Annotated in this window: 29 protein-coding genes and 1 pseudogene; 16 read left to right on the top strand and 14 right to left on the bottom strand. The window is 65.6% G+C overall.

The genetic code is table 11. The annotated features are described in order from the left end of the window. Positions 1-70: 70 nt before the first annotated feature. The 4 genes from L3X40_RS15625 to L3X40_RS15610 are packed head-to-tail and all read right to left on the bottom strand — an operon-like array spanning position 71 to position 2,080. The gene (locus L3X40_RS15625) at positions 71-331 is read right to left on the bottom strand and encodes a hypothetical protein (protein WP_237366407.1); all 261 of its coding nucleotides are present in this window, start codon (positions 329-331) and stop codon (positions 71-73) included. A 12-nt stretch (positions 332-343) separates the two neighbouring features. Continuing rightward, entirely contained in the window at positions 344-988 is a 645-nt protein-coding gene (locus L3X40_RS15620) for a class I SAM-dependent methyltransferase (protein ID WP_237366406.1), read from the bottom strand. Beyond that, the gene (locus L3X40_RS15615; protein WP_031290672.1) at positions 985-1,620 is read right to left on the bottom strand and encodes a cation transporter; all 636 of its coding nucleotides are present in this window, start codon (positions 1,618-1,620) and stop codon (positions 985-987) included. The genes L3X40_RS15620 and L3X40_RS15615 overlap by 4 nt, the downstream gene beginning before the upstream one ends. 55 nt (positions 1,621-1,675) lie before the next feature. Next, complete coding sequence (locus L3X40_RS15610) at positions 1,676-2,080, bottom strand: MerR family transcriptional regulator (protein ID WP_021243977.1); 405 nt, start codon at positions 2,078-2,080, stop codon at positions 1,676-1,678. 75 nt (positions 2,081-2,155) lie between these two features. Between L3X40_RS15610 and L3X40_RS15605 the strand changes: the two genes are divergently transcribed. The 5 genes from L3X40_RS15605 (at position 2,156) to L3X40_RS15585 (ending at position 8,946) form a co-directional block, all read left to right on the top strand. After that, entirely contained in the window at positions 2,156-2,815 is a 660-nt protein-coding gene (locus tag L3X40_RS15605) for a cation transporter (RefSeq protein WP_021243978.1), read from the top strand. A gap of 2 nt (positions 2,816-2,817) precedes the next feature. Beyond that, entirely contained in the window at positions 2,818-3,237 is a 420-nt protein-coding gene (locus L3X40_RS15600) for a hypothetical protein (protein WP_051187073.1), read from the top strand. A gap of 68 nt (positions 3,238-3,305) precedes the next feature. Continuing rightward, on the top strand, positions 3,306-4,559 hold the full coding sequence (locus L3X40_RS15595) for a TolC family protein (protein WP_021243980.1): 1,254 nt from the start codon (positions 3,306-3,308) through the stop codon (positions 4,557-4,559). Between the two features lie 4 nt (positions 4,560-4,563). Next, positions 4,564-5,709, top strand: a complete 1,146-nt coding sequence (locus L3X40_RS15590; protein WP_021243981.1) for an efflux RND transporter periplasmic adaptor subunit — start codon at positions 4,564-4,566, stop codon at positions 5,707-5,709. A 3-nt stretch (positions 5,710-5,712) separates the two neighbouring features. Further along, positions 5,713-8,946, top strand: a complete 3,234-nt coding sequence (locus L3X40_RS15585) for an efflux RND transporter permease subunit (RefSeq protein ID WP_237366405.1) — start codon at positions 5,713-5,715, stop codon at positions 8,944-8,946. Positions 8,947-9,016: 70 nt separating this feature from the next. Here the strand turns inward: L3X40_RS15585 and L3X40_RS15580 are convergent, their stop codons facing one another. Next, complete coding sequence (locus L3X40_RS15580; RefSeq protein ID WP_188084240.1) at positions 9,017-9,421, bottom strand: MerR family transcriptional regulator; 405 nt, start codon at positions 9,419-9,421, stop codon at positions 9,017-9,019. Between the two features lie 148 nt (positions 9,422-9,569). On the opposite strand from L3X40_RS15580, the pseudogene L3X40_RS15575 reads away from it, so the two are divergent. Beyond that, a pseudogene (locus L3X40_RS15575) lies at positions 9,570-10,154 on the top strand (HAD-IC family P-type ATPase); the annotation flags it as partial. After that, positions 10,151-10,537 carry a Cu(I)-responsive transcriptional regulator gene (gene cueR / locus L3X40_RS15570; RefSeq protein ID WP_237366404.1) on the top strand — a complete coding sequence of 129 codons (387 nt, stop codon included), beginning with the start codon at positions 10,151-10,153 and terminating at the stop codon, positions 10,535-10,537. The pseudogene L3X40_RS15575 and the gene cueR, both read left to right, overlap by 4 nt. A 46-nt stretch (positions 10,538-10,583) precedes the next feature. Here the strand turns inward: cueR and L3X40_RS15565 are convergent, their stop codons facing one another. From L3X40_RS15565 to L3X40_RS15555, 3 genes are read right to left on the bottom strand one after another with little or no spacing between them, the layout of a single operon-like run. Further along, positions 10,584-10,766: a DUF1289 domain-containing protein gene (locus tag L3X40_RS15565; RefSeq protein ID WP_188084241.1), complete on the bottom strand. Its 183-nt coding sequence runs from the start codon at positions 10,764-10,766 to the stop codon at positions 10,584-10,586. Positions 10,767-10,776: 10 nt separating this feature from the next. After that, positions 10,777-11,697 carry a CDF family Co(II)/Ni(II) efflux transporter DmeF gene (gene dmeF / locus L3X40_RS15560; RefSeq protein WP_188084242.1) on the bottom strand — a complete coding sequence of 307 codons (921 nt, stop codon included), beginning with the start codon at positions 11,695-11,697 and terminating at the stop codon, positions 10,777-10,779. A 10-nt stretch (positions 11,698-11,707) separates the two neighbouring features. Beyond that, a complete protein-coding gene (locus L3X40_RS15555; RefSeq protein ID WP_188084243.1) occupies positions 11,708-11,983 on the bottom strand; it encodes a metal/formaldehyde-sensitive transcriptional repressor in 276 nt (91 codons plus the stop codon). Positions 11,984-12,090: 107 nt separating this feature from the next. On the opposite strand from L3X40_RS15555, the gene L3X40_RS15550 reads away from it, so the two are divergent. Genes L3X40_RS15550 through arsH form a run of 6 tightly spaced genes read left to right on the top strand, consistent with a single transcriptional unit; the run spans position 12,091 to position 15,634 of the window. After that, the gene (locus L3X40_RS15550; protein WP_237366403.1) at positions 12,091-12,423 is read left to right on the top strand and encodes an ArsR/SmtB family transcription factor; all 333 of its coding nucleotides are present in this window, start codon (positions 12,091-12,093) and stop codon (positions 12,421-12,423) included. Between the two features lie 11 nt (positions 12,424-12,434). Next, on the top strand, positions 12,435-12,962 hold the full coding sequence (locus L3X40_RS15545) for an arsenate reductase ArsC (protein ID WP_237366402.1): 528 nt from the start codon (positions 12,435-12,437) through the stop codon (positions 12,960-12,962). Beyond that, complete coding sequence (gene arsC / locus L3X40_RS15540) at positions 12,962-13,393, top strand: arsenate reductase (glutaredoxin) (protein WP_237366401.1); 432 nt, start codon at positions 12,962-12,964, stop codon at positions 13,391-13,393. The genes L3X40_RS15545 and arsC overlap by 1 nt, the downstream gene beginning before the upstream one ends. Beyond that, positions 13,390-14,466, top strand: coding sequence for an ACR3 family arsenite efflux transporter (gene arsB, locus L3X40_RS15535; RefSeq protein WP_237366400.1), 1,077 nt, complete (start codon positions 13,390-13,392; stop codon positions 14,464-14,466). Before arsC ends, arsB begins: the two co-directional genes overlap by 4 nt. Beyond that, positions 14,463-14,894 carry an arsenic resistance N-acetyltransferase ArsN2 gene (gene arsN2 / locus L3X40_RS15530; protein WP_188084248.1) on the top strand — a complete coding sequence of 144 codons (432 nt, stop codon included), beginning with the start codon at positions 14,463-14,465 and terminating at the stop codon, positions 14,892-14,894. The genes arsB and arsN2 overlap by 4 nt, the downstream gene beginning before the upstream one ends. Beyond that, complete coding sequence (gene arsH, locus L3X40_RS15525; protein ID WP_188084249.1) at positions 14,894-15,634, top strand: arsenical resistance protein ArsH; 741 nt, start codon at positions 14,894-14,896, stop codon at positions 15,632-15,634. The genes arsN2 and arsH overlap by 1 nt, the downstream gene beginning before the upstream one ends. 23 nt (positions 15,635-15,657) lie before the next feature. On the opposite strand, the gene L3X40_RS15520 is transcribed toward arsH, so the two are convergent. Then, positions 15,658-16,074, bottom strand: a complete 417-nt coding sequence (locus L3X40_RS15520; RefSeq protein ID WP_188084250.1) for a MerR family transcriptional regulator — start codon at positions 16,072-16,074, stop codon at positions 15,658-15,660. Positions 16,075-16,147: 73 nt separating this feature from the next. Here L3X40_RS15520 and L3X40_RS15515 point away from each other — a divergent pair, with 73 nt between their 5' ends. Both L3X40_RS15515 and L3X40_RS22345 read left to right on the top strand, forming a co-directional pair. Further along, a complete protein-coding gene (locus tag L3X40_RS15515) occupies positions 16,148-16,516 on the top strand; it encodes a mercuric reductase (RefSeq protein ID WP_188084251.1) in 369 nt (122 codons plus the stop codon). Then, positions 16,509-16,736, top strand: a complete 228-nt coding sequence (locus tag L3X40_RS22345) for a GDCCVxC domain-containing (seleno)protein (RefSeq protein ID WP_272907956.1) — start codon at positions 16,509-16,511, stop codon at positions 16,734-16,736. Before L3X40_RS15515 ends, L3X40_RS22345 begins: the two co-directional genes overlap by 8 nt. A gap of 175 nt (positions 16,737-16,911) precedes the next feature. Here L3X40_RS22345 and L3X40_RS15510 read toward each other — a convergent pair whose 3' ends face one another. Beyond that, positions 16,912-18,120 (bottom strand): site-specific integrase, encoded by a 1,209-nt coding sequence (locus tag L3X40_RS15510; RefSeq protein WP_237366399.1) that lies wholly within the window; start codon positions 18,118-18,120, stop codon positions 16,912-16,914. Positions 18,121-18,122: 2 nt separating this feature from the next. Further along, positions 18,123-19,373, bottom strand: a complete 1,251-nt coding sequence (locus L3X40_RS15505; protein ID WP_237366398.1) for a hypothetical protein — start codon at positions 19,371-19,373, stop codon at positions 18,123-18,125. Between the two features lie 160 nt (positions 19,374-19,533). On the opposite strand from L3X40_RS15505, the gene L3X40_RS15500 reads away from it, so the two are divergent. Continuing rightward, on the top strand, positions 19,534-20,751 hold the full coding sequence (locus tag L3X40_RS15500) for a hypothetical protein (RefSeq protein WP_047867033.1): 1,218 nt from the start codon (positions 19,534-19,536) through the stop codon (positions 20,749-20,751). 69 nt (positions 20,752-20,820) lie between these two features. Here the strand turns inward: L3X40_RS15500 and L3X40_RS15495 are convergent, their stop codons facing one another. The 3 genes from L3X40_RS15495 to L3X40_RS15485 are packed head-to-tail and all read right to left on the bottom strand — an operon-like array spanning position 20,821 to position 23,470. Then, the gene (locus L3X40_RS15495; RefSeq protein ID WP_047867034.1) at positions 20,821-21,915 is read right to left on the bottom strand and encodes a hypothetical protein; all 1,095 of its coding nucleotides are present in this window, start codon (positions 21,913-21,915) and stop codon (positions 20,821-20,823) included. Further along, positions 21,912-22,733: a TniB family NTP-binding protein gene (locus L3X40_RS15490; RefSeq protein WP_047867035.1), complete on the bottom strand. Its 822-nt coding sequence runs from the start codon at positions 22,731-22,733 to the stop codon at positions 21,912-21,914. The genes L3X40_RS15495 and L3X40_RS15490 overlap by 4 nt, the downstream gene beginning before the upstream one ends. Beyond that, positions 22,733-23,470 (bottom strand): Mu transposase C-terminal domain-containing protein, encoded by a 738-nt coding sequence (locus L3X40_RS15485; RefSeq protein ID WP_237366397.1) that lies wholly within the window; start codon positions 23,468-23,470, stop codon positions 22,733-22,735. The genes L3X40_RS15490 and L3X40_RS15485 overlap by 1 nt, the downstream gene beginning before the upstream one ends. Between the last annotated feature and the right edge of the window lie 38 nt (positions 23,471-23,508).

Here is a 23,508-nt window from a genome sequence, read left to right as displayed (position 1 = left end):
ACTCCCTACTTGCCGCGTGACGTTCGCTATCCGTTCGCCCTTTCCGTGCAGATACGTCACTTTCGTGTAGTCACCCCCCCTTGGCCGCGCCGCCGATGTCGGCGGCGGACCGGTAGCGCCCGCTCGAGACCAGGCGGACGGCGAGCAGGACGAGGGCGAAATGGACGAAGCTCGTCTGGATCGCGAAGGCAAGCCGCGCGCCGATCACCGACGGGAAAGTGACCAGCTTGGGCAGAAAGAGGACGCACGCGACCGAGATCGCGGCACAAAGCAGAAAGGCCAGCCCCGACTGCTTCCTGATCTCCTTCTGCTCCGCTTTGAGGTCCGTCATGGCCACGCCCCGTCAGCCCGGCCGATCCGCCGCGATCAGTGCGATCGTGCCCGTCACCGTATGGATGTCCGCTGCTTCGCGTACTTTGTCGAACCCCGTCGCGCAGACGAGCTCTGGAAGCACGCCGTCGGCATTGGGCTGGGTGTCGGCCACGCCGTCGAGCCGCTGGATGGTCAGGCGGAACAGCAGCCGCATCAATCCCCATTGCCGCCCATAATCGGCGATCACGAGCCTGCCGCCAGGGCGGAGTGCCGCGTGCATCGCCCCGAGGCCCGCCCGCTTTTCCGCCATCGGCACCTGGTGGAACATCAGGCTCGACACCACGGCGTCGGCAGAGCGGGAACCGATATCCCGCGCGAAGCCGCGCTCCCAATGGATGTCCGCGTCGGCGGCGTCGCCCTTGGCGCGAGCGATCGCCAGCGCTTCTTCGTCCGGATCGATGCCGATGACATGCACGCCAGGCGCGGCAGCCTTGAGCATGACCGCGAAGCTGCCGGTTCCGCACCCGACGTCTATGATGGTCTCGCCGGGGCGCGGCGCGAGCAGCTCGATCATGGCACTGCGCCAGCGCAGCTCGCGGGTCCAGCGCCGGATGGCGCGATCGTAATCCGCGGTATCGCCGGTCCCGAGCGGCGGTGTGTAGGCGCGGTCGCTCATGCCCGTGCCCTCGTCGCATGTTCCGCCAGCTCGCGTCGCGCGTCGCGGATGATGTCATAAGCGGAATGGAGGAACAGCAGCGCGATCACGCCGGCGACGACAAGATCGGGCCAAGCCTGGCCCGTCCAGCCGACCAGTGCGGCAGCGGCGATCACGGCGATATTGGCAAGCGCGTCGTTGCGCGAGAACAGCCAGATGGCGCGCGACGTCGCATCACCCTGGTCCCGGAACCGCGCGAGGACGAGGGCGGCCGATACGTTGACGACGAGCGCCGCGATACCGATCCCACCCATCAGCTCGGCTTCGGGCGGGATCGCATGGAACGCGCGCCATGCAGCGAACCCGATGACCCCGAGCCCGAGGCTCGCGAGAAAGATTCCTTGCACGAGCGCGACGCGGCTGCGCGCGACCGCGGCCCAGCCGAGCGCGATCAGCCCGACGAGCGTGATCGACCCGTCGCCGATGAAATCCAGCGAATCCGCTTTCAGCGCCTGCGAACCGGCGACGAAACCGCCGACCAGCTCGAACAGGCCGAACCCGACGTTGAGGATGACCACGATCCACAGCGCACGCCGATAGGCCGGATCGGTGCCCGCCCGCTTGGTGTCCGCCTCACATCCGCAGTCGCTCATCATCATCTCCGCCGCGAGTCGCGAGCATGTTCTGCACCCTCTAGCAGCTACAGGGTCAATGCCTTGCGTGGCTCGACGGTCCCAGTGCTTCGATGATCCGGCAGTCGGAAATCGCGCCCTGGCTGCACTGGCCGATCACTTCGTCGAGCTCGCGGCGAAGCGCGCGTAGATCGGCGATCTTCTGGTCGATCTGGGCGAGATGCGCACGCGCGACGCTATCGACGGCGCTGCACGAGCGGGTCCGATCGTCGGAGAGGGCAAGTAGCTCGCGCACCTGATCGAGCGTGAAGCCGAGGTCGCGCGCGCGGCGGATGAAGGAGAGCCGCGCCAGATGGGCGGCTCCATAGTCGCGGTAGTTGCCTGCGGTACGCCCGGGTTCGGGAAGCAATCCGATCTTCTCGTAGAAACGAATTGTCTCGACCTTGGTCGAGGTCGTTCTCGCCAGTTCACCAATCTGCATCAGAAATCCCGCTTGACCCTATAGTTGCTACAGGCCGCACATAGCGCATGACATCGAGTCGTTCGAGGTAATGAAATGGCCTGCACCAGTTGCGCCTCCGCGAAGCCGGACCCATCCAACGATCCGCGCTGGCGCCGCGCGGTCTGGATCGCGTTGATCATCAACGCGATCATGTTCGGCGTCGAGATTTTCGCGGGCGTTACCGCCCACTCGGCCGCACTCAAGGCCGATGCGCTCGACTTCCTCGGCGACAGCGCCAATTACGCGATCAGCCTCGGTGTTGCAGGCATGGCGCTCACCTGGCGTGCGCGCGCGGCGATGCTCAAGGGTGCCACCCTGTTCGCGCTCGGGGCGTGGGTGATCGGCAGCACCGGCTATGCCGCGTTCGCGGGCACGCTTCCGCAGGCTGAGACGATGGGGATTATCGGTGGTCTCGCGCTCGCGGCCAATGTCGCGGTCGCCTTCATCCTGTACCGTTTTCGCAGTGGCGAGGCGAACATGCGCTCCGTGTGGATCTGCTCGCGCAATGACGCGATCGGCAATGTCGCCGTGGTCGCCGCCGCGTTCGGCGTGTTCGGCACCGGTTCGGGATGGCCCGATCTGATCGTTGCCGCGATCCTCGCCACGCTCGGGATCAGCGGCGGCATCCAGATCATGCGCCAGGCGGGCGCCGAGTTGCGATCGGCGTATCTGCCGCGCACGGCGCCCGCACAGCCTATTCTTCAGGGGGAATAAATATGGCGTCGAATCAGAATGGGAGCCGATCCCGCCCCGCCGGTTTGCTTGCCGGCACCGTCCGGCTAGGTGGACAGCCGATGCGACAATCGCTCGCCCTGGTCGCCGGCTTGATGCTCGTCCTCTCCTTGTGGACAGGTCTCTCGGTGTCGGCGGCGCACGCGGCGGAGATCGTCGGCTGCATCGAGCTGTCCGCCGGCGCCGGAGACCATGTCGCTGGCGATGGCGACGAGGTTCCGGGCGACATGGACAATCCGGCGCCGCATCACCACGGCAGCTGCCACAATCATCATCTGGGCATGCCGACCCTCGACGGCCTGGCAACGACCACCCCGATTGCCCGGACTGCGCTGCGGATCGATCCCGCGATCGAGCCCGACGCGATAGCCGCCGCGCGCAACCTGAGGCCACCCATCGCCTGACGCGCCGTTCGTCCACGCGGCCGCATGCCGCGAGGGACTCTGAGCCATTCGTCAGGAGACCGTTCCCTATGTCCCGTATCTTCGCGGCCGCCCTCGCCGCGGCCCTCTGTTCCACTCAGGTCGCAGCACAGGACGCGCCGCCGGCCACCGTGGCGCTCACGCTCGATGAAGCGCTCGCTGCCGCCCGTCAAAACTCGCCCGCGCTGGAAGCGGCATCGGCCGACCTGCGCGCCAGCAGCGCGGCGCGCACTGTCGCCGGCCTGCGCCCCAATCCCTCGATCGAGGCGCAGACCGAGAACGTCGCCGGCAGCGGCGCCTATCGCGGCATCGACAGCGCAGAGACCACCGTGGGGTTCGCGCTGCCGATCGAACTAGGCGGCAAGCGTTCGGCGCGGATCGGTCTCGCCGAAGCACAAGGCGCGCGGGCAAGGATCGACGCGGCAATCGCCGATGCCGATGTCACGCTGCGAGTCACCCAGGCCTATGTCGCCGCCGTGGCCGCCGAACGCAGGCTCGGCATCGCCCGCGCGCAGGCGGGGATCGCCGCCGAGGCCTATCGCGCCGCCAGGATCCGCGTGAGCGCGGGACGCGCGTCGCCAATCGAGCAGCAACGCGCCGACGTGCTCCGCATCAATGCCGAGGCGGCGGCGGCGCGCGCCGAGCGCGACACCGCAGTTGCCCGCGACACGCTGGCCCGGCTGATCGGCCGCCCGGTCGTGGCCGGGCTTGACCTTGCCTGGTTCGACCGGATCGACGGCTATGGTCCCGTGGCAAGAACCAGTGTCGACGGCACGCTCGCGCTTGCCGCCGCCGATGCCGAGGTCGCGACCGCCGATGCGCAGGTCGGGCTCGCCCGCTCGCAGCGCATTCCCGACGTGACGCTGAGCGCCGGCGCGCGCCGGCTCGAGGCGACCAACGACACCGCCGCGGTATTCGGCGTGTCGATCCCGCTTCCGCTGTTCAACAATGGCAGCGCCGGCGTCGCTCAGGCGCGCGCCGAGCGCGACCGGGCCGACGCGCGACGGCGCATGGCGCGAATCGACGCCGAGCAGGCGATCTCTGCTGCCGAGGCCGAAGTGGCGAACGCGGCGGCCGACGCGCGCAACGCGACCGGGCCTGCGCTTGCCGCCGCGGTCGAGACCGCACGCATCGCGCGGATCGGCTATCGCGAGGGCAAGTTCGGCCAGCTCGACCTGCTCGACGCCGAGCGCACGCTGGCGGAGACCCGCGCGGCTGCGGTCGATGCGCTCGCCGCCTGGCATGACGCGCGCGCGCGCCTCCAGCGCCTCACCGGCGCCGCTCCCACGATCACGAAAGACTGAGCCCATGAAGATCACGATTTTGCGGGCGACGTTGCCCCTCGCGCTTGTCGCCACGCTCGCCGCTTGTGGCGGCACCAAGCCCGCCGAGGAAAAGACCGAGGCCGAAGCCAAGGAAAGCGCCGAGGCGCCGGAAGGCATTGTCAACCTCACGCCCCAGCAGATCACAACAGCCGGTATCCAGCTCGTGCGTCCGACCATCGGCGGCGGCGGAGCGATCGAGCTGCCTGCGACCATCGAAGGCGACCCGCAGGGCACGCAGGTCGTGTCGGCGGCAATCGGCGGACGCATTGTCGCGCTGACCCGCAACCTCGGCCAGTCGGTCGGACGGAGCGAAACGCTGGCGGTGATCGAAAGCCGCGAGGCCGCCCAGCTCAACGCCGAGGTCGAGGCGGCACAGGCGCGCGCCGTGCTCGCCCAGTCCAATCTCCGGCGCGAGCAGCGCTTGTTCGACGAACGCGTGTCGGCCGAGCAGGATCTAATCGCGGCGCGCACTGCCGCGCGCGAAGCCGATATCGCGCTCAGGCTCGCCCGCCAGCAGGTGTCAGCGGCGGGCGGTGGCGGCGGCTCGCTCAACCGTATCGCGATCCGCGCCCCGATTGGCGGCCAGGTGATCGCGCGCTCCGTGACGCTCGGCCAGACCGTTGCCGCCGATGCCGAGCTGTTCCGGGTCGCCAACCTCTCGACCGTATCGCTGACCCTGTCGCTGTCCGCCGCCGATGCCGGCCGCGTCCGGCCGGGCGCCACCGTCGAAGTGAGCGCGTCGGGCCGGCAAGCCACGGCGCGCGTCACCTTCGTCTCGCCGGTGCTCGACGAGACTACCCGGCTGGTGCCGGTGATCGCGACGCTCGACAATCGCGCCGGCCAGTGGCGGGTCGGCGAGAGTGTGCAGGCGGCGATCCTGCTGGGCGGCGGCCAAGGCGGCAGCGCGATCAGCGTGCCGTCGACCGCGGTGCAGACGGTCGAGAACAAGCCGGTGGTGTTCGTCCGCACGGCCACCGGGTTCCGCGCGGTGCCGGTCACGCTTGGCCAGGCCAATGGCGCCTCGGTCACGATCCTGTCGGGGCTGACCGGCCGCGAACAGATCGCCGCCGCCAACAGCTTCACCCTCAAGGCCGAACTCGGCAAGGGCGAAGGCGGGGACGAGGACTGAGCCATGATCGAACGCATCGTCACCCTCGCGGTCGAGCGCCGCTGGTTCGTCCTGCTGCTCACCGCCATCGCCGCCATCGTAGGCGCCGCCTCGCTCTATCGGCTACCGATCGACGCGGTGCCCGACGTCACCAACAACCAGGTCCAGATCAATGTCCGTGCGCCCGCGCTCTCGCCTGAGCTGATCGAGAAGCAGGTCACCTTCCCGGTCGAGACCGCGCTGGCCGGTATCAAGGGGCTGGAAAGCACACGGTCGCTGAGCCGGAACGGCTTCGCCCAGGTCACCGCGGTGTTCTCGGATGCGACCGACATCTATTTCGCGCGAGCACAGGTCGTCGAGCGCATCAACGACGCCAAGGAGCGGTTGCCCGACGGAGTCACGCCCGAGATGGGCGCGATCGCGACCGGGCTCGGCGACATCTATATGTGGACCGTCCGCTATCAGGATCGCGGGCACGAGCAACATAAGCCGGGCGAGCCCGGCACCCAGCCCGACGGCAGCTACATCACCCCCGAGGGCGACCGGCTGGTGAGCGAGGCCGACAAGGCGACCTATCTCCACACCGTGCAGGAATGGATCGTGGCGCCGCAGGTCAAGTCGGTCGCCGGGGTCGCAGGGGTGGATTCGCTCGGCGGCTACGACAAGGAATATCTCGTCGTTCCCGACGTGCAGAAACTCGCCGCGCTCAAACTGTCCCTGAGCGAACTCGCCACCGCGCTCGAGGCCAACAACAGCGCAATCGGCGGCGGCATTGTCGATCGCAACGGCGAAGGCCTGGCGGTGCGCGCCGATGCGCGCATCGTTAGCACCGCACAGCTCACCAACACTGTCATTGCCACGCGCGAAGGCACGCCGATCCTGCTCGGGCAGGTTGCTGCGGTGCGGTTAGGCCAGGCGATCCGGCTCGGCTCGGCGTCGGAAGCCGGCCATGAGGTGGTCACCGGCACCGCCGTCATGCGGATCGGCGAGAACAGCCGGACCGTCTCGACCGGCGTCGCCGAGCGGTTGCGGCGCATTAGCCCGTCGCTGCCGCCCGACATCGTCATCGAGCCGGTGCTCGATCGCACCGACCTCGTCAACGCGACGATCTCGACGGTCGCGCGCAACCTCGGCGAAGGTGCGCTGCTCGTCATCGTCGTGCTGTTCGTGCTGCTCGGCAACTTTCGCGCGGCGCTGATCGCGGCGGCGGTGATCCCGATCACCATGCTGCTGACCGGGTTCGGCATGCTCCAGGCCGGTGTCTCCGCCAACCTCATGAGTCTCGGCGCGCTCGACTTCGGGCTGATTGTCGATGGCGCGGTGATCATCGTCGAGAATGCGCTCCGGCGCATCGCGGAGCGCCAGCACCATCTCGGCCGGCCGCTCGATCGCGGCGAACGCCTCGCCCTGGTGGCGCAGGCCGCCCGAGAGATGATCCGCCCGTCGGTCTTTGGCCAAGCGATCATCATCCTCGTCTATGTGCCCTTGCTCACCCTCTCAGGCGTCGAGGGCAAGACATTTGAGCCGATGGCGCTGACCGTGATCATGGCGCTGCTGTTTGCATTCGTCCTGTCGCTGACCTTCGTGCCGGCCGCGATAGCGATCTGGCTGAGCAAGCCGGTCGAGGAGAAGGAAGGCCGGATCGTCGGCTGGCTGCGCCGCCGCTATGAACCCGGCCTCGACCAGGCCATGCGCGCGCCCAAACGCACGTTCGGCATTGCGATCGGCGCGCTGGCGCTGGCGGGTGTGGGCTATGCGACGCTCGGCCAGGAGTTCCTGCCACAGCTCGACGAGGGCAATGTCCTCGTCCAGGCCTTCCGGGTGCCCGGCACCTCGGTCGACCAGAGCCAGAGAATGCAGTTCCAGATCGAGAAGGCGCTGTCCGGCATACCCGAGGTCCGGGTCGTATTCTCGCGCACCGGCACGGCCGAGCTCGCGTCTGATCCGATGCCGCCCAATGCCACCGATACGTTCGTGATGCTCAAGCCCCGTGGCGAGTGGCCCGATCCGGGCGAGACCAAGGCCGATGTCGTCGAGCGCATCGAGCAGCGCCTAGCGCAAGTACCCGGGCACAGTTACGAGATCACCCAGCCGATCCAGATGCGGTTCAACGAACTGATCGCCGGCGTGCGCAGCGATGTCGCGGTCAAGGTGTTCGGCGACGACTTCGCGCAGATGAACGATACCGCCGACAGGATCGCTGCGGTGCTGCGGCGCACGAAAGGCGCTGAGGACGTCAAGGTCGAGCAGACCGAAGGGCTGCCGATGCTCGACATCGCCTTCAACCGCGATGCGGCCGCGCGACTCGGGGTGACCGCCAAGGACGTGCAGGACGTGGTCGCCGCGGCGGTCGGCGGCCGCCCGGCGGGCGTGATCTTCGAGGGCGACCGGAAGTTCCCGATCGTGATCCGCCTCTCAGACACCGAGCGCGCGAATTTCGCGACGCTCGGACAGACTCCGGTGCCGACGCCCTCGGGCGCGTTCGTGCCGCTCGCCAGCGTCGCCGAAATCGGCGTCGCCGACGGACCCAACCAGATCAGCCGCGAGAATGGCAAGCGCCGGGTGGTCGTCCAGGCGAATGTCCGCGGCCGCGACGTCGCCGGCGTGGTCGCCGATGCGCAGGCGGCGATCGCGAAGGACGTGCGCCTTCCCGCAGGCATCTGGCTAGAATGGGGCGGTCAGTTCGAGAATCTCGCCTCGGCGCGTGATCGTCTGATGCTCGTCGTGCCCGCCTGCTTCGCGCTGATTCTGCTGCTCCTCTACGGCGCGCTCGGCAGCGCGCGCGACGCCGCGATCGTGTTCACCAGCATACCGCTGGCGCTGGTCGGCGGCGTAGCTGCGCTGATGCTGCGCGGCATGCCGTTCTCGATTTCGGCGGCGGTCGGGTTCATTGCGCTCTCCGGCATCGCGGTGCTCAACGGCCTGGTCATGGTCACCTCGATCCAGGACCTAATGCGGGCCGGCATGGACCGTGCCCGCGCCAGCCGCGAGGGAGCATTGCTCCGCTTGCGACCCGTGGCGATGACCGCGCTGGTCGCCTCCCTGGGGTTCGTGCCGATGGCGCTTGGGCACGGCGCCGGAGCGGAGGTCCAGAAGCCGCTCGCGACCGTGGTGATCGGCGGGCTGATCTCGGCTACCTTGCTGACTCTGTTCGTGCTGCCGACGCTCTACGCCCGATTCGGTCGACGCGAGCTGGCGGCCTCGAACGTAGCGCACGCCGAGGATCTGCTTCCGCGCGATCCGCTGCCCGCTGAATGACGAGGGAAAGTCGGGTAGCCGTCAAACTACAATGACCGGAAGCTAAAGGTGATGGAGGAACTGGTCCGGATCACAGCGCTGCGAGGGTTTCGAGCAGCGGGCAACCGGCATGGCTGCCCGCCTCGCAGGCGGCGACGCTGTCCGTGAGCACGTCCGCCATGCGCTCGAGGTCGGCGATCTTCGCGCGCACATCGCGCAGGTGCGCCTCCGCGAAAGCTTGCGCCTGCGCACATGACGCTGACCCTCCAGCGGCGAGCGTGAGCAAAGCCCGCACCGTTTCGATGGAGAACCCAAGCTCGCGCGCTCGCCGAACGAACGCGAGGCGCCGCACGTCGTCGCGGTCATAGGCACGGTAGCGGCCCCGGCGCTCCGGTACAGGCAACAGGCCAATCCGTTCATAGTAGCGGATCGTTTCGATGTTGCAGCCAGTGCGGCGCGAGAACTCGCCGATCGGGATCCTCTTGGATGCAGTCATGGTCGCGATTAGCACTTGAGTCTGTAGTGACTACAGATGCTAGGACGGTGGCATCCATCTCGCAAGGAGTCCTCGTGTCCGAGCCATTGTCCCCATCGCGCAAGCCTAGCGGCGCCGGCGCCATCTCGTTCGCGCTGGGTGGGATCGTGGCCGCGTCGCAGGAATTCTCGCAATTGCAGATCCTATCAAGGCAACAACTGCTGAAGCGCTGGCGGCGCTGCGAAAGGAAGGCATCAGGGTCGTCATGCTGACCGGCGACAATCGAACGACAGCCCAGGCCGTGGCTCGTAAACTTGGTATCGAGGCGGTTGAAGCCGAAGTTCTCCCTGATCAGAAAAGCGCAGTCGTTCTGCGCTTGCAACGCGAAGGCCGTGTGGTTGCAATGGCGGGCGATGGAGTGAACGATGCGCCCGCGCTCGCGGCGGCCGACGTCGGCATCGCGATGGGTTCGGGGACGGACGTCGCCATCGAAAGCGCAGGCGTGACGCTGCTCAAGGGCGATCTCAATGGGATCTTGCGCGCACGACGGCTGAGCGAGGCGACGATGGCCAATATCCGCCAGAATCTCTTCTTTGCCTTCATCTACAATGCAGCAGGCGTCCCGATCGCCGCAGGTTTGCTCTACCGGGTGTTTGGCATTCTCCTGTCGCCCATTATCGCCGCAGCAGCGATGGCCCTCTCGTCCGTCAGCGTCGTCACCAATGTGCTGCGCCTTAACCGGGTGGCACTGTGAACATCGGTGGCGCATCTGCAGCGAGTGGCGTCTCGCAGCGTATGATCCGGCACTACGAGAAGATCGGACTAATCCCACCGCCACCGCGGCGCGATGGCGGCTATCGGGACTATTCGGACCCTGACGTGCATGTACTGCGTTTCATTGCCAATGCCCGCGATCTTGGTTTTCCGATCGAAGAAATCCGGGTGCTACTTGGTCTCTGGTCCGATCGTGGTCGCGCAAGTGCGGAGGTTAAGGCGCTAGCGGAATCGCGCGCCGCAGATCTCGGCCGGAAGGCGGATGCGCTTAACGCAATGCGCGGTGCATTGCTGGACCTGGCTAAAGCTTGCCACGGCAATGAGCGGCCCGAATGTCCGATACTTGCACGTCTGGCTTCCTGAGCTGATCTCACAGGCCAGTAGATCGCTGTGAGCGCAGCGAGCCCACTCACTCGTGCGGAGCGCGTCCTGCCAACTTCGCGAGTCGGCGCGGAAGGTCGGCAGCGATCTTGCGTTGTTGTTGAGGTTGCGCCTTCTTCCATGCCCGACATTCGAGTTTGGATCTGCCGCACCCCCGACACCAGCCGGTCGAGCCGTCGAATCTGCACAAGTCTATGCACGGGGACTTCACGTGGGCACCTTCAATGGCATTCGATCGTCAGGTGCTTCAGTTCATGGACAGGGACGAGCCGGTCACGGATGACACCAGCGTGGATTCCCGCACCGCCGACAACACCGACGATGGCGGCATGGGCTTCGGGGCCGACGCGCCACACATGGAGATCGGCAATACGCACGTCGCCCGGTCCCTCAACGAGATCCTGTATTTCCTCGGCAACGTGATTGTCGGTCGAATCAAGGAGGACTGAAGCGGTATCTCGCATCAGGCTCCAGGACCAGCGAGCGATCACCACAGCTCCGACGATACCCATGACAGGGTCCATCCACACCCAACCAAGATAGCGACCTGCCAGCAGGGCCGCGATCGCCAGCACGGAAGTCAGGGCGTCGGCGAGCACATGCACATAGGCAGAGCGGAGGTTGTTGTCGCCGCCATGGGCATGATGGTCGTGTACATGATCGTCATGACCGTGATGGTGGTGGCTGCCCGACAACAAAAATGCGCTGAGGATGTTCACGCCTAGCCCGATCACTGCAATCAGGGTCGCCTCGCCGAACGCAACCTTGATGGGCTCGAATAGGCGCAGGATTGATTCAACACCGATCCCCAAGGCGATCAGGCCAAGCACCAACGCCGAGGCGAAGCCCGCCAGGTCGCCGACCTTGCCGGTTCCGAAGCTAAACCGCCGGCTCGATGCACGCTGCTTGGCATAGGCATACGCAATCGCCGCGACACCCAGCGCGCCAGCATGGGTCGCCATATGGAAGCCATCGGCCAGGAGTGCCATCGATCCGGTGACATACCCGGCGAATATTTCGCCGGTCATCATCACAGCCGTCAGCACCACCACCCACAACGTCCGGCGTGCATTGTCGTCGTGGGCGGCCCCCAGATACACATGGGCGTGCGTGAAATCGTCAATATCGCGTAAAGTGGTCATTATCTCGGCTCTATTTCGCGTAGCGGCGTATCACCGCGATCAGTTCTTCAGCTCCTGCGGCACGTTCTGCGGCCGTAAGGTCGGGGTCCGCCACATGGTCTCGGACATGCTCTTCTATAATCTCGTCCATCAGCCCGTTGATGGCGCCGCGCGTCGCTGCGACGAGATGCAGCGTCGTCGTGCAATCCGCATTGGCCGTCAGCGCTTTTTCGATCGCCGCGACTTGGCCTGCGATGCGGCGGACCCGCTTCAGGAGTTCGTCATTGCCTTCATTCAAATGTCCCATAGGATACCCCCCTACCCTATGTAGCGCGTCGCTACCACCGTAATCGACTTGGATTGGGCTATCAAAATTGCCTGGTGTTCTTCCTACATATCTATCATAGTGGATATATGGAATCAGAGAGAGCTATTACGGCGCTGGGAGCGCTCGCCCAGACAACGAGGCTCGATGCCTTTCGTCTGTTGGTGCGGCATGAGCCGCACGGTCTCGCCGCAGGTGAAATTGCGCGTCAGTTGGGAGTTCCCCAGAACACCATGTCGGTGCATCTCGCGACGCTTGCGCGCGCCGGGCTCATTCGCTCGGAACGGCGCAGCCGCATCATCAACTATCGCGCCGATCTCGACCAGTTGAAGGCGCTTACCCTGTTCCTCGTCAAGGATTGCTGCGGCGGCAAGGCGGAGCTTTGCGAACCGCTGATCGCCGAACTCGTCCCCTGCTGCTGATGGAGCCCATCATGTCCGATCGCATCTTCAATATTCTCTTCCTGTGCACCGGTAACTCGGCCCGCTCGATTCTCGCAGAAAGTGCGTTGAACCAGCTCGGCGACGGGCGCTTCCGCGCCTTTTCGGCCGGCAGCTTTCCCAAGGGTGCGGTCAATCCCGACGCCATCGCGCTGCTCGACCGGATCGAGTATCCAACCGAGGGCCTGCGCTCGAAGAGCTGGGAGGAGTTTTCCGGAGCCGACGCGCCGGTCATGGATTTCGTGTTCACGGTCTGCGACGACGCCGCCGGCGAGACCTGCCCCATCTGGCCGGGCCATCCGATGACGGCGCACTACGGCATCGAGGATCCAAGTCACGTCCAGGGCACGCCGGTTGAACGCGAGCGGGCATTCGTCACTGCGCTCCGTTACCTCGAAAACCGCATCAAACTCTTCATCGCCCTGCCGTTCGATCGGCTCGACGCCTTGGCATTGCGCACGCATGTCCGCGAGATCGGCCATGGCGAAGGGGCGAGCAGCCGCCGGGGGGATGCCGCTTGATGCCCGTCGATATCGTGATCTACCACAACCCGGAATGCGGCACGTCGCGCAACACGCTGGCGATGATCCGCAATGCGGGGATCGAGCCGCATGTCGTCGAATATCTGAAGACGCCGCCATCGCGGCCGATGCTGGTGTCCCTCATCGAACGCATGGGGATCGGCCCGCGCGCGCTGCTGCGGGAAAAGGGGACGCCCTTCGCGGAGCTTGGCCTGGGTGATTCATCGCTCGGCGACGACCGGATCATCGATGCGATGATGGAGCATCCGATCCTGATCAACCGGCCGATCGTGGTCTCACCGCTCGGGGTGAAGCTCTGCCGCCCTTCCGAAGAAGTCCTCGACTTGCTGCCGAGCGAACAGCGCGGGGCATTCACCAAGGAAGACGGCGAGCGCGTCGTCGATGACAGCGGCCAGCGGGTCGCGTCATGAACGCCACCACTGGTGAAGCGTTGGCGCCGGCGAAGCCGGCGATCAGCACATTCGAACGCTATCTCAGCGTTTGGGTAGCGCTGTGCATCGTCGTCGGCATCGCGCTCGGCTATGCGCTGCCCGGCCTGTTCGCGGTGATCGCATCCGCTGAGGTCGCCAGGGTCAACCTCGTGGTCGCCGTGCTGATCTGGCTCATGATCATCCCCATGCTGCTCAAGATCGATCTCGGCGCGCTCGGATCGGTCAGGCAGCACTGGAAGGGCGTCGGGGTGACGCTGTTCATCAACTGGGCGGTGAAGCCCTTCTCGATGGCGCTGCTCGGCACGCTGTTCCTCGGGTGGCTGTTTCGGCCGCTCCTGCCCGCGGCCGATGTCAGCTCCTATATCGCCGGCCTGATTCTGCTGGCCGCCGCCCCCTGCACCGCGATGGTGTTCGTCTGGTCCAACCTCTGCGACGGCGACCCCACCTATACGCTCAGCCAAGTCGCGCTGAACGACATCATCATGGTGTTCGCTTTTGCGCCCTTGGTGGGCCTGCTGCTCGGCGTCGCGTCCATCACTGTCCCATGGGGCACACTGCTGATCTCGGTGCTGCTCTACATCGTGGTGCCGGTGATCGTCGCGCAACTGATCCGCCGCGCGGTGCTGTCATCGGGCGGGCAGTCAGCCCTTGACCGGCTGCTGGCGCGGCTAGGCCCGGTGTCGCTGGTCGCGCTGCTGACGACGCTCGTCCTGCTGTTCGGCTTCCAAGGGGAGACGATCATCGCCCATCCGCTGGTCATTGCGCTGATCGCGGTGCCGATCCTTATTCAGGTCTATTTCAACGCCGGGCTTGCCTATTGGCTGAGCCGCCGGTTCGGTGTCGCTTGGTGCGTGGCCGCGCCGGCGGCACTGATCGGCGCCTCAAACTTCTTCGAACTGGCTGTCGCTGCCGCGATCAGTCTGTTCGGGCTCAACTCGGGCGCGGCACTGGCGACCGTGGTGGGCGTCCTGGTCGAGGTTCCGGTCATGCTGTCGGTCGTCAAGATCGTGAAGGCGACCCGGCCCTGGTACGAGCAACGTGTGCCGGAATGATCGCGAGTTTGCTCAATGCAGAGTCGCTATCCGACCTGACGGCCGAACTTGCTGCCGCCGGCCTGCCGACCAGCGATCTTGCCGAACCAGATCGTCGCTTCTTTCGATTCGAGGACGTCGCCGGCATCATTGGCTATGGCGGCATCGAAGGCGATGGGCCTGACCGGCTGCTGCGATCCCTGGTCGTAAAGCCCGAGCGACGTGGCGCAGGTTTGGGCGCTGCCATCCTCGGCGCGATCGAGCAGGCGGCAACCGATAACGGTGTCGCTGCCCTCTATCTGCTGACCACCACGGCTGAACCATTCTTCCGGCGGCACGGCTATAAAACCGCCGAGCGCGCCAATGCGCCCGCCGCGATCGCCCGGTCGGCCGAGTTTCGAACGCTCTGCCTGGCGAGCGCGGCCCTTCTCTCCAAACGGATTGCCTGATGTCGCGTCTTCGAACCCTTGCCGACCCCGATTATGTGCCAGCGCTCGATCGCGACGTGGTTCGCCCTGATCTGGCGGCCGGCCTTGGCTCGCTCGACCATCCGCCCCGGATCCTTCTTCTCTACGGTTCGCTCCGTGAGCGTTCATTCAGCCGACTCGCGGTCGAGGAAGCGGCCCGGCTGCTGATCTTTTTCGGTGCGGAAGTGCGTATATTCGATCCCTCCGACCTGCCATTGCCCGATCAAGTGAAGGGCGACGATCATCCAGCCGTCCACGAATTGCGCCAGCACGCCTTGTGGTCCGAAGGCATGGTCTGGTGCAGCCCGGAACGGCACGGCCAGATCACCGGCATCATGAAGGCGCAGATCGACCATCTGCCGCTGGAGTTCGGTGGCATGCGCCCGACCCAGGGTCGGACGCTCGCAGTCATGCAGGTGTCGGGCGGCTCACAGTCGTTCAACGCGGTCAACACGCTACGCCTGCTAGGCCGCTGGATGCGCATGTTCACGATCCCCAACCAGTCGAGCATTGCGATGGCCTGGAAGGAGTTCGACGAAGCCGGCAGGTTGAAGTCGTCGAGCTATTATGACCGCATCGTCGACGTGATGGAGGAACTGGTCCGGTTCACCGTGCTGACCCGTGGCCACGCCGATCAGCTCGTCGATCGTTATTCCGAGCGCAAGTCCGCGGCTGCCAAGCGCGACGCCGCACACGACCTGGCATCACAATCGATCGCCTGACCTAATCCCGACAACCTCCGGATCTAACGCGCTTCCGAAGTGCAAAGCGTTTCCAGCAAGGGACAGCTCACGGTGTCGTCCGCCTCGCAGGCGGCGACGGTGTCGCCGAGCACTTGCTCCATGCGGCGAAGGTCGGCAATTTTCACGCGGACATCCCGCAGATGCTCGCTCGCCAGATCACGCGCCTGCGCACATGAGGCAGCGCCGCCGTCGGCAAGCGCCAGCAGCGCCCGCACCGAGTCGATTGGGAAACCCAGTTCGCGCGCACGTCGCACGAACGACAGGCGCCGCACATCCGACGGTCCATAGGCGCGGTATCGACCACGGCGCAGCGGCACCGGAAGCAGGCTGATGCGCTCATAATAACGGATCGTCTCGATGTTGCAGCCCGTGCGCTGCGACAGTTCGCCAATCGGGATGGTGGTGCGAGATGTCGTCATCTTCAAAATACCGCTTGAGTCTGTAGTAGCTACAGACGCTAGGACAAGATCCAACAGCTCTCAAGGGGTCGCCATGTCTGAACCTTCTGCCACCCCCCGTTCGCCGAAGGGATTGGGAACCGCGTCTCTCACTCTCGGCGGGATCGCAGCCGGTTTCGGCGTCGCGGCGTGCTGCGCCCTGCCAATGCTGCTGGCTTCGGTTGGCATCGGATCGGCATGGCTCGCCGGAATCGCTATGACCGCGCTACCCTATCGCGTGCCGCTGCTCGGGATAGGCGCATTATGCCTGGTTGCAGGCGCCGCACTTCTCATACGTCAGCAAGCCGTCGCTGCCCGCTGCGCACCGGGCGGCCTATGCACCTCTCTCGCCACGCGCCTCATCACGCTTGCCGGCCTGCTGATCGGTGCCGCGCTCCTCTGGCTGGGCTATGCCTATGTCTGACATCACCCCGGAGCTAAGTTCGACGATCACCTGTCCAGAGTGCGGCACGGTGAAGACCGAGCAGATGCCAACGAACGCCTGCCAGTTTTTCTATGATTGTTCGGGCTGCAACGCCGTGCTCCGGCCCAAACCCGGCGATTGCTGCGTGTTCTGTTCGTATGGAACCGTTCCTTGTCCACCGATCCAGATCGAAGGCAAGGGCGCAGGCTGTTGCAGCTAGTTTCCGGTGTTGTCGTGGACGATGTTTAATTAGAATAAAGGATCGAAGCGAAGCGGCCTGCACGCAATTTGTGTCGAGGTGGCAGCCAGACACTTCGCTGAGCGTCAGAAGTGGCTGAGTCGATTTCAGGGGTACGCGGTACCCCCGGTCTTGACCGCACGGGGGGGCAATCTGGTCATCCCAGCTTGCCCATCAGCCTTCCAGCCGCGCCCGCCTCAGCGGCGAGATTGCGGTTGTAGGCGAGTGGCATACGCGGGCTCTTCCAGCGTAGCGCGTCCATGATCCCGGCGAGATCTTCGCCGCTCGCGAACAGGTCCTGGTTGAGGCCAACCCGCGTCGAGTGCGCGCTGATTCCCTTGAGCAGCCGGGCAAGATCGTCCGCCGTCAGATCGGCCAGAGCGCCACGCGCAAACGCCCGCTGGATCATCGACCGATAGATCGGGCCGACGGACGCCGGGTGAAGTGCCCCCTCCCCCACGTCATACTCGACCCGCGCCGGCACCGCGGGCTTGGGCAGAGTCTTGCTGAGGTCCCACGTCTCCCGCCCGGAAATGCTCTCGATTTTCCGGCCGCGCACCGCCGCCTTCGCCTTGTAGCGCCGCACATTTACCCGCCGGAACACCGGCCCGGCGGCAATATCGGCCGCCTCGATCCATGCGGCAATCGCCCGCACGGTGCGCGGGCTCAGAAACGCGGTTGCCCCCTCCCCCTCCTGGTCTCCCTTACTGCGCGGAATAGTGAGCAACCGGGCGTCTGGATCGATCGCCTCGATGATGTGGCCAACCTCGATCGCGACAAGCTCCGAGGCACGCAGCCCGGTGTCATACCCGGTCGAGAGTAACGCGCGATCGCGCAGCTCAGGTAGGTCATCCGCGCAGCTTTCCAACACCGCGCGAACGTTGAGCCCGCGCGGCGCATCGCGCTCGACGTTGCGCACCTGTCCTTTGAATCGCAACGGACGCGCTTGCTTCTGCGCAGTTCCGACACGGCGCCGGATCGCCTGCAGCCGCAGCTTGACCAAGGGCGCCGGCGTCGGATCCTTCAGATCGAGAAGCTGGTGGATCTTCGCGATCGACGCCTTGTACCGGCCAAGTGAGGCCGGCTTGCTGCCCTTGTCTGCACGTGCATCGAGATAGTCTGCCACCACCTCTGGCGTTGCGGGGAGCGTGATCCGGTCCGTTCGCCGGCACCAGCTGTCGAACGCCTCGATGTCGCTTGCAAGCGCGCGCACCGAATGAGGCGAGGAGGCGGCCTGATAGGCCGCGATCAATTCGACATTGATCGTGATCTGCGCCGCGCAGCGCAACTTGGTGACCTCCCAGGTCAAGTCCTGGCCCGTTAGTGCAGGCATTGGTGCTGGTACGGGGAGGCCAACGTCGCCCATCGTCAAAATCTCGAGCGCTCGGCGATTTGGTAGGTGTGGGGCTCGACCCCGTAGACCGCGGCGAGCCCGTTGAACGCCTCGACCACAACCGCCTTCAACTCCTCCGGCGCGGTCGAGGTGAGCGTTGCATCATATTCGTAAGCGTCTTCGACGGCTTCAAATCCCTCATCGTCGAATTGAAGCGGGCCGCCCGGCCAATAACTGCCTGACAGACCGTTCACACCGAGACGGACATGGATTGGCAGCGCTCCCCCATGCGCCAGCGCGAGCGCGCAGTTACGCTCGAGGAAATGCAGCCAGTGCTTGTAGAAGGATCCCGTCGCCAGCGTCAGCCGCTCGTTCTTCCCCGAGAACAGGAATCCGCCGGCCACGCCCCAGAATTCGCCCGTCTTCTCGAACCACTGGGTGATTGCGACGGTCGGACGAACACCATCGTCTTCCGCGCTGCCAGGCCAATAGACCATGGTCCCGCCGCGGCTCACGCCATAGCTCAAGCTGTTCGCAGTGGCTAACAGCGCCGGGTGTCCGGTGTGATCGGCAAGCGCGCGCTTCGCGTCCGGTTTAACCGTCCAATTTGACGGAATGATGCGCGCATAGCCTGGCCAATAGGGCTTCCACCGCAGTTTGCTGCTGCCGTGCATGGGGTTTGTAATCGTCTGGGCCGCATCCCGGTCGAACCAGAGATCGGGATCATTCTGAAAATGCGGCTGCCAATGAACCGCTTCGGGCGGCGGCGGCGGAACCTGATCGAGGGCTAGCTTCAGCGCGCCCGCCAGGCTCTTGACCAGCCCTTCGCGCACCCGGCGCAACTCTTCCCTGTCGGCGCCCACCGGCAAGTGGAAAGCAAGAGGTCCGCGCCGCCCGCGCATGTCGAATGGAAGCTTCTCGATCGTCGCGCCCTCGAATGCCGTGTTCCACACCTGGATCACGCGATGTTCGGTGAGCGCCCGGTTCGCATAGCCCATTTCGAGGAGCACGTTCGGATTCGCACATGCCTTCCCGCTCGCCGAGACAGCGATCGGTGTGACATCGCCCACAAACACCGCGGCTTCGTCGATCTTGCGCAGGATCGTCGCAACAATATCAGGCGTGCCGGCGACGCCCTGTGTGTCCGAGGTGAGGCTCGGCCGATCGGCCTCCTCGAGATCGGCCGCCAGGATCTTGATCGCCTCGTCGAGCGCCGATCGGATCACGTCGCGCGTTACGCGGGCGTCGAGATCGCTCTGCCATGACCAGAATACCGTCTTTTCCACGCGCTTGTCGTCCCCGCCCACTTCGGCGGCTTGTACCCCACATTATAAAGACGGGTCAATTCCGCTTATGTGATAACTGTAATTATCAAAGGTATATAATGCAAAGCATCAGAGTGGTTGTATAGTAATCCTCCCTTCGTTATACATAGATTACATATGATTGTTTTTACTGGATTTTTTGGCCGTGTCTCATGCGTTTCCTGACTTCGAGACCACCGAACCGCCCTCGCTGGCGGATCTCGAGGCGCTGGGAACAGCCCAGGCGCACGCGGCCCTCGCGCTCGGTAAGCTCGATGCGGCGCTCGCCTGGTGCCCGCCCGACATCCATCCCATCTTCGCTTCGCGCCTCATCCGTGAGACGCTGATCTCGGCGCTCCGGCAGGAAGGGCATCCATTCACCGACGCACGCTTCCACGCCTGGTTTGCTGGCCTTATACCCCTTTCCGACGAACCACTCCAGTTCGCACTTGCCCCCCGCGCGCTCGCGACCACCCTGCTCGCGGAGATGACCCGCAGCCGCTGGACGCCGCTCGCCGACGCGGCGCTGGGGCTGGAAAAAGCCTGTCTGGCGCTGCGCGATCCCGACAGCGCTGCCGCCGTCGAAACCGCAAAGGCCGCGATCGACGAGGCCGCGGCCCTGGTCGCGGCGCTCGAGCCGGCCCCCCTCCCCTTCACCGCTCTCGCCGCCCTCCACCGCGCCATCGGCCAGAGCCCGCGCTTCGCTCCCGCCGAGCGGACGACCGACACGATCGCGCTCGCGAACCGGCAAGTCGTGATCGAGCGGCCGCGCCCACCTTCCCCGCGCTGGGCGATCGAATGCGCCTTTGGTGCGCATCTCCAAGCCACCGGCGCCCATGGTGCGGCGCTGCCGCTGAACGGTCTGATCCGGCTCGACACGGTGCGCGCGGCCGACGTCGACGACAACCCGGCGCACGCCGCCATTGTTCAGGCCGAGGCGTTGCGCGATGTCCTGGAGCACCTCTACAGCCTGGTCGCGAAAGCCCGCGACACGCGCCAGGCGCTGGCCGATCGCTACCGTGCGAAGCGGGCGAATTCGCGCGTGCCCCAGCTCTATGGCCTCCTCGCCAGCTTCGGTCCGCTGCGGTCGTCGCAGATCGAGGCAGTGCTGGGCGTCACCCGCCTTGGGGTCCGGAAAATGCTGGAGGCCTTGTCGGAAGCCGGCGACCTGGCCATCGAAACCGTTTCGGGCGTCAAGCTCTACTCGGTCACGCGCGGCAGACCGTCCGTTCCCCCCACCGCCCTGGCCGACGAACCGAGCCAGTTTTCCAGCGAGGCGATCGAGGACTATGATGCCGCCCTCGCCAAGATCGACGCCTTGCTGGCACGCTATGACGATCAGTCGGACGACCAGGCCTGAAAACCGGCAAAAATTTTGCCCCCGCAAATACCCCTTACAGCGCCAAAACGGGCGTAGGCCAGCCCAGACTTACGGCAGCGACCCCAAATCGCGCTGTACGGGCTTCTGAGGGCGATTTTGCCAACCGAGGCCGCCCGGCCCGCGATCATTCGTCCATTTTTGCGCCGATGCGCTGTTCATCGAGCGATAGAAGCCATAATTGTCTCCAGGCCCCGCGGGGCGACCGAGCGGCTCGCCCCGCGCTTCCGCGCGCTGGGCAATGGACAGATAGGTTTGCAACAGCATCGGCAAATCGGGTTCCCAGCGGCGGCCGCGCCTGGGCCTGTCGATAGCCGCCTCGATATCGATTCCCTCGACCCTCGGCTGCGGGCGCCGGAAGAACCCCCTCCCCTCCTTCGCAAGCTCGCTCCGGCTGAGCGCGACAAAGCGCTCGAAGCGCCGCGCCGGTTGCGCTCCGCTGCTGTGCCGCAAGGCCAGCAACCGGATCCGCTCGCTCGAAAAATGAAAACGGTTCGCGACGATGGTCTCGACATAGCGCCTGTACCGCTGCGGAGTGACGCCATCGTCGCCTTTGCGGAGAAATTCGATCACGGCCCGATTGTACGCGATCAGCCGCGCCGTCGGGCGCGCCGCGCGCACGATCTCGCGCGCGGCCGCCTCGAGGCGTCCCAGCATCGCCGCAAGGCTACCCTCCCGGCGCGGCCAGTCCCATGCCGGCATCACCGACAAGGGCAGCTGATGCTCGTGACACCACCAGCTCGCGCTCCATATCCAGTCCTTGCGGATATAGAGCGGCCGCCCTTCGGCGATCAGCCCGGACCAGCAGCAAGCGCAGCCATAGCGGCGCAGGGTCAGCGGCAATAGCCAATGCGCAGGCCCAGCGGCAAAACCGTCCATCACCGCATCGCGATCGACGTCCACCGCCCAGCCCAGCCCGGCAACGAGCCCGTCGAATGTTGCATGATGCCGCGCCGGCAGGCCGAGCTTACCCCTCGCGAGGTCATAATTTGCCAGATCGGGATCGACATCGAGATAGCGGAACAAGGTTCTCCGCGAGGTTTCGTGGCGGCGCACGATCCGGTCCAGCCACGAATCGAAGCCCTCCGCAGGCTGGGGGCGCACCCGGAACGCGAGCGGCGTGCGCTCCGGCGCTTCCGGCTTCATAAGAGCCGGTAGGGCGGAAAACGCTTCAGCGCATTGTCGATATCGTCGCGCCTAATGACGCTGCGACCATCGCTTTTCGCGACCTTGGCCGACCAGTGCAGGATCCGCTTGAAATTGCCCGTCACGCCATGGCTCGCAGTGCAAATCGGTTCGGCGAGATCGGGCTCGGCGAGCCGGTTAGGCTCGACAAGGCCCATGCCGCGCGCCAGCGCCCGGATCAGCCGCTGTGACGCCTCCCCCGGCTCCCACAGCGGCAAGCGCAGGATGATCGAGCGCGAGGCGAGTTCGACATCTTCGGAAAAAATATACTCGGCCACGTCCAGGCCCGCCACAACCAACGGCACATTGCCGGCGCTCATCAAATAGCGGAAAGTATCGAGCGTATCGCGGCGCGCCTTGCCGCTGGCCGTCAGAATCACATGGACATTGTCCACCGCGACAAGCCGGGTGCCCTGCTTGCCGAGCAGATCGACGACCCTGAGGTCCGCGACCTTGTGGGTCGTGCTGGTGACAGGCCAGCCTTGCTGCCACAGCAGAGCGAGATTGATCTTGAGCGAGGTCGGGCTTGAGGGGATGACCGTCCTCAGCACCGGCTGATAGCGCGCATCACCCCAATCGGGCGGCTCGGGAAAGTCCGCGGTCAGCCGCCGTTGCACTTCACGCAGGATCGAGGTCTTGCCCATGCCTGAATCGCCGACTAGGACGATGCACGTTGGCCGTTCCTCGGGATCGTCATGGGCCACGTCGACGATCGTCTCGACGGCATTGCGCGCTTCGTCAAAGGCGATCCAGAAGGGCAGCGATGGTGCTGGTCCCATCAGCCGATCCGGTCCCAGTCTTCGCCGAGTTCGGCCGCGGGTTTCCAGATCACGGGCTTGGCCGCCGGCGTTTTTGGACGCCGCAGATCGGCCACGGTCGCCCCCTCCCCTTCGCGGCGCTTGGCCTGGCGCCGCGCCTCCTTCGTGCGAACGCGGGCGCGGTGTATTTCCTGATTTGCGGCGGCCACCGCCCGCGCCGTCGCCGCGCGGCCGCCATCGGCCTGGTAGGCCCGCCCCAGCGCCCGCACGCCTGCCCTGGCGGCTTCCCAGTCCGCCTCCCAGACATCGGGATAGTCGCCGATAACCGGCAATTCGACATAGCGGCCATCGAGATCGGCGTAGACATGCTGAATCGTCCGCTCGTCCCAGCTGATTTCGATCTTTTGGCCGATCCGAACGGCAAGCTCCGGATGCCAGTAATGGCGATATTTGATCTGAATGCCCTTGGCATGGACCGTCAGCGACTTCGACGGCAGAAACTGGCGGAACAGCGCGTCGGAAGCGACCGACACGGGCAGCAGCGGGCCGTGCTTCGCCGCTTCGCGCGCCCACATCTGGGCCGGGCACAGGCCGCCCAGCGCGCTATGCGGCGCGTGATGATAGATCGCGATCTGGCACAAGAGCCAGCGCTCGAATTCTGCAAGCGTCATCGCCGCGTTCGCCTCGGCATCATAGCCGTCGCGCGCCGCCACATTCGATCCGGTCGCACCGGGCAAGAGCCGCAGCTTTCCAACCATCGTGCCGATCAGCCGCTCGATATGTCCGCCAAGGTGAG

This window comes from Rhizorhapis sp. SPR117, assembly GCF_021742065.1.
Note: the sequence above shows the minus strand (reverse complement) of the source record. Positions and strands in the feature narration are given on the sequence as shown.

Bases quoted from the DNA above. Each gene is read 5' to 3' on its own strand.
- L3X40_RS15605 (WP_021243978.1), top strand. From the start codon at position 2,156: ATGGCCTGCACCAGTTGCGCCTCCGCGAAGCCGGACCCATCCAACGAT.
- L3X40_RS15585 (WP_237366405.1), top strand. From the start codon at position 5,713: ATGATCGAACGCATCGTCACCCTCGCGGTCGAGCGCCGCTGGTTCGTC.
- L3X40_RS15555 (WP_188084243.1), bottom strand. From the start codon at position 11,983: ATGGGACATTTGAATGAAGGCAATGACGAACTCCTGAAGCGGGTCCGC.
- L3X40_RS22345 (WP_272907956.1), top strand. From the start codon at position 16,509: ATGTCTGACATCACCCCGGAGCTAAGTTCGACGATCACCTGTCCAGAG.
- L3X40_RS15610 (WP_021243977.1), bottom strand. From the start codon at position 2,080: ATGCAGATTGGTGAACTGGCGAGAACGACCTCGACCAAGGTCGAGACA.
- L3X40_RS15515 (WP_188084251.1), top strand. From the start codon at position 16,148: ATGTCTGAACCTTCTGCCACCCCCCGTTCGCCGAAGGGATTGGGAACC.
- arsB (WP_237366400.1), top strand. From the start codon at position 13,390: ATGAACGCCACCACTGGTGAAGCGTTGGCGCCGGCGAAGCCGGCGATC.
- L3X40_RS15595 (WP_021243980.1), top strand. From the start codon at position 3,306: ATGTCCCGTATCTTCGCGGCCGCCCTCGCCGCGGCCCTCTGTTCCACT.
- arsH (WP_188084249.1), top strand. From the start codon at position 14,894: ATGTCGCGTCTTCGAACCCTTGCCGACCCCGATTATGTGCCAGCGCTC.
- L3X40_RS15510 (WP_237366399.1), bottom strand. From the start codon at position 18,120: ATGGGCGACGTTGGCCTCCCCGTACCAGCACCAATGCCTGCACTAACG.
- L3X40_RS15550 (WP_237366403.1), top strand. From the start codon at position 12,091: ATGGAATCAGAGAGAGCTATTACGGCGCTGGGAGCGCTCGCCCAGACA.
- L3X40_RS15495 (WP_047867034.1), bottom strand. From the start codon at position 21,915: ATGAAGCCGGAAGCGCCGGAGCGCACGCCGCTCGCGTTCCGGGTGCGC.
- L3X40_RS15615 (WP_031290672.1), bottom strand. From the start codon at position 1,620: ATGAGCGACTGCGGATGTGAGGCGGACACCAAGCGGGCGGGCACCGAT.
- L3X40_RS15625 (WP_237366407.1), bottom strand. From the start codon at position 331: ATGACGGACCTCAAAGCGGAGCAGAAGGAGATCAGGAAGCAGTCGGGG.
- L3X40_RS15600 (WP_051187073.1), top strand. From the start codon at position 2,818: ATGGCGTCGAATCAGAATGGGAGCCGATCCCGCCCCGCCGGTTTGCTT.
- L3X40_RS15590 (WP_021243981.1), top strand. From the start codon at position 4,564: ATGAAGATCACGATTTTGCGGGCGACGTTGCCCCTCGCGCTTGTCGCC.
- L3X40_RS15485 (WP_237366397.1), bottom strand. From the start codon at position 23,470: ATGGTTGGAAAGCTGCGGCTCTTGCCCGGTGCGACCGGATCGAATGTG.
- dmeF (WP_188084242.1), bottom strand. From the start codon at position 11,697: ATGACCACTTTACGCGATATTGACGATTTCACGCACGCCCATGTGTAT.
- L3X40_RS15490 (WP_047867035.1), bottom strand. From the start codon at position 22,733: ATGGGACCAGCACCATCGCTGCCCTTCTGGATCGCCTTTGACGAAGCG.
- L3X40_RS15520 (WP_188084250.1), bottom strand. From the start codon at position 16,074: ATGACGACATCTCGCACCACCATCCCGATTGGCGAACTGTCGCAGCGC.
- arsN2 (WP_188084248.1), top strand. From the start codon at position 14,463: ATGATCGCGAGTTTGCTCAATGCAGAGTCGCTATCCGACCTGACGGCC.
- L3X40_RS15580 (WP_188084240.1), bottom strand. From the start codon at position 9,421: ATGACTGCATCCAAGAGGATCCCGATCGGCGAGTTCTCGCGCCGCACT.
- L3X40_RS15620 (WP_237366406.1), bottom strand. From the start codon at position 988: ATGAGCGACCGCGCCTACACACCGCCGCTCGGGACCGGCGATACCGCG.
- L3X40_RS15545 (WP_237366402.1), top strand. From the start codon at position 12,435: ATGTCCGATCGCATCTTCAATATTCTCTTCCTGTGCACCGGTAACTCG.
- arsC (WP_237366401.1), top strand. From the start codon at position 12,962: ATGCCCGTCGATATCGTGATCTACCACAACCCGGAATGCGGCACGTCG.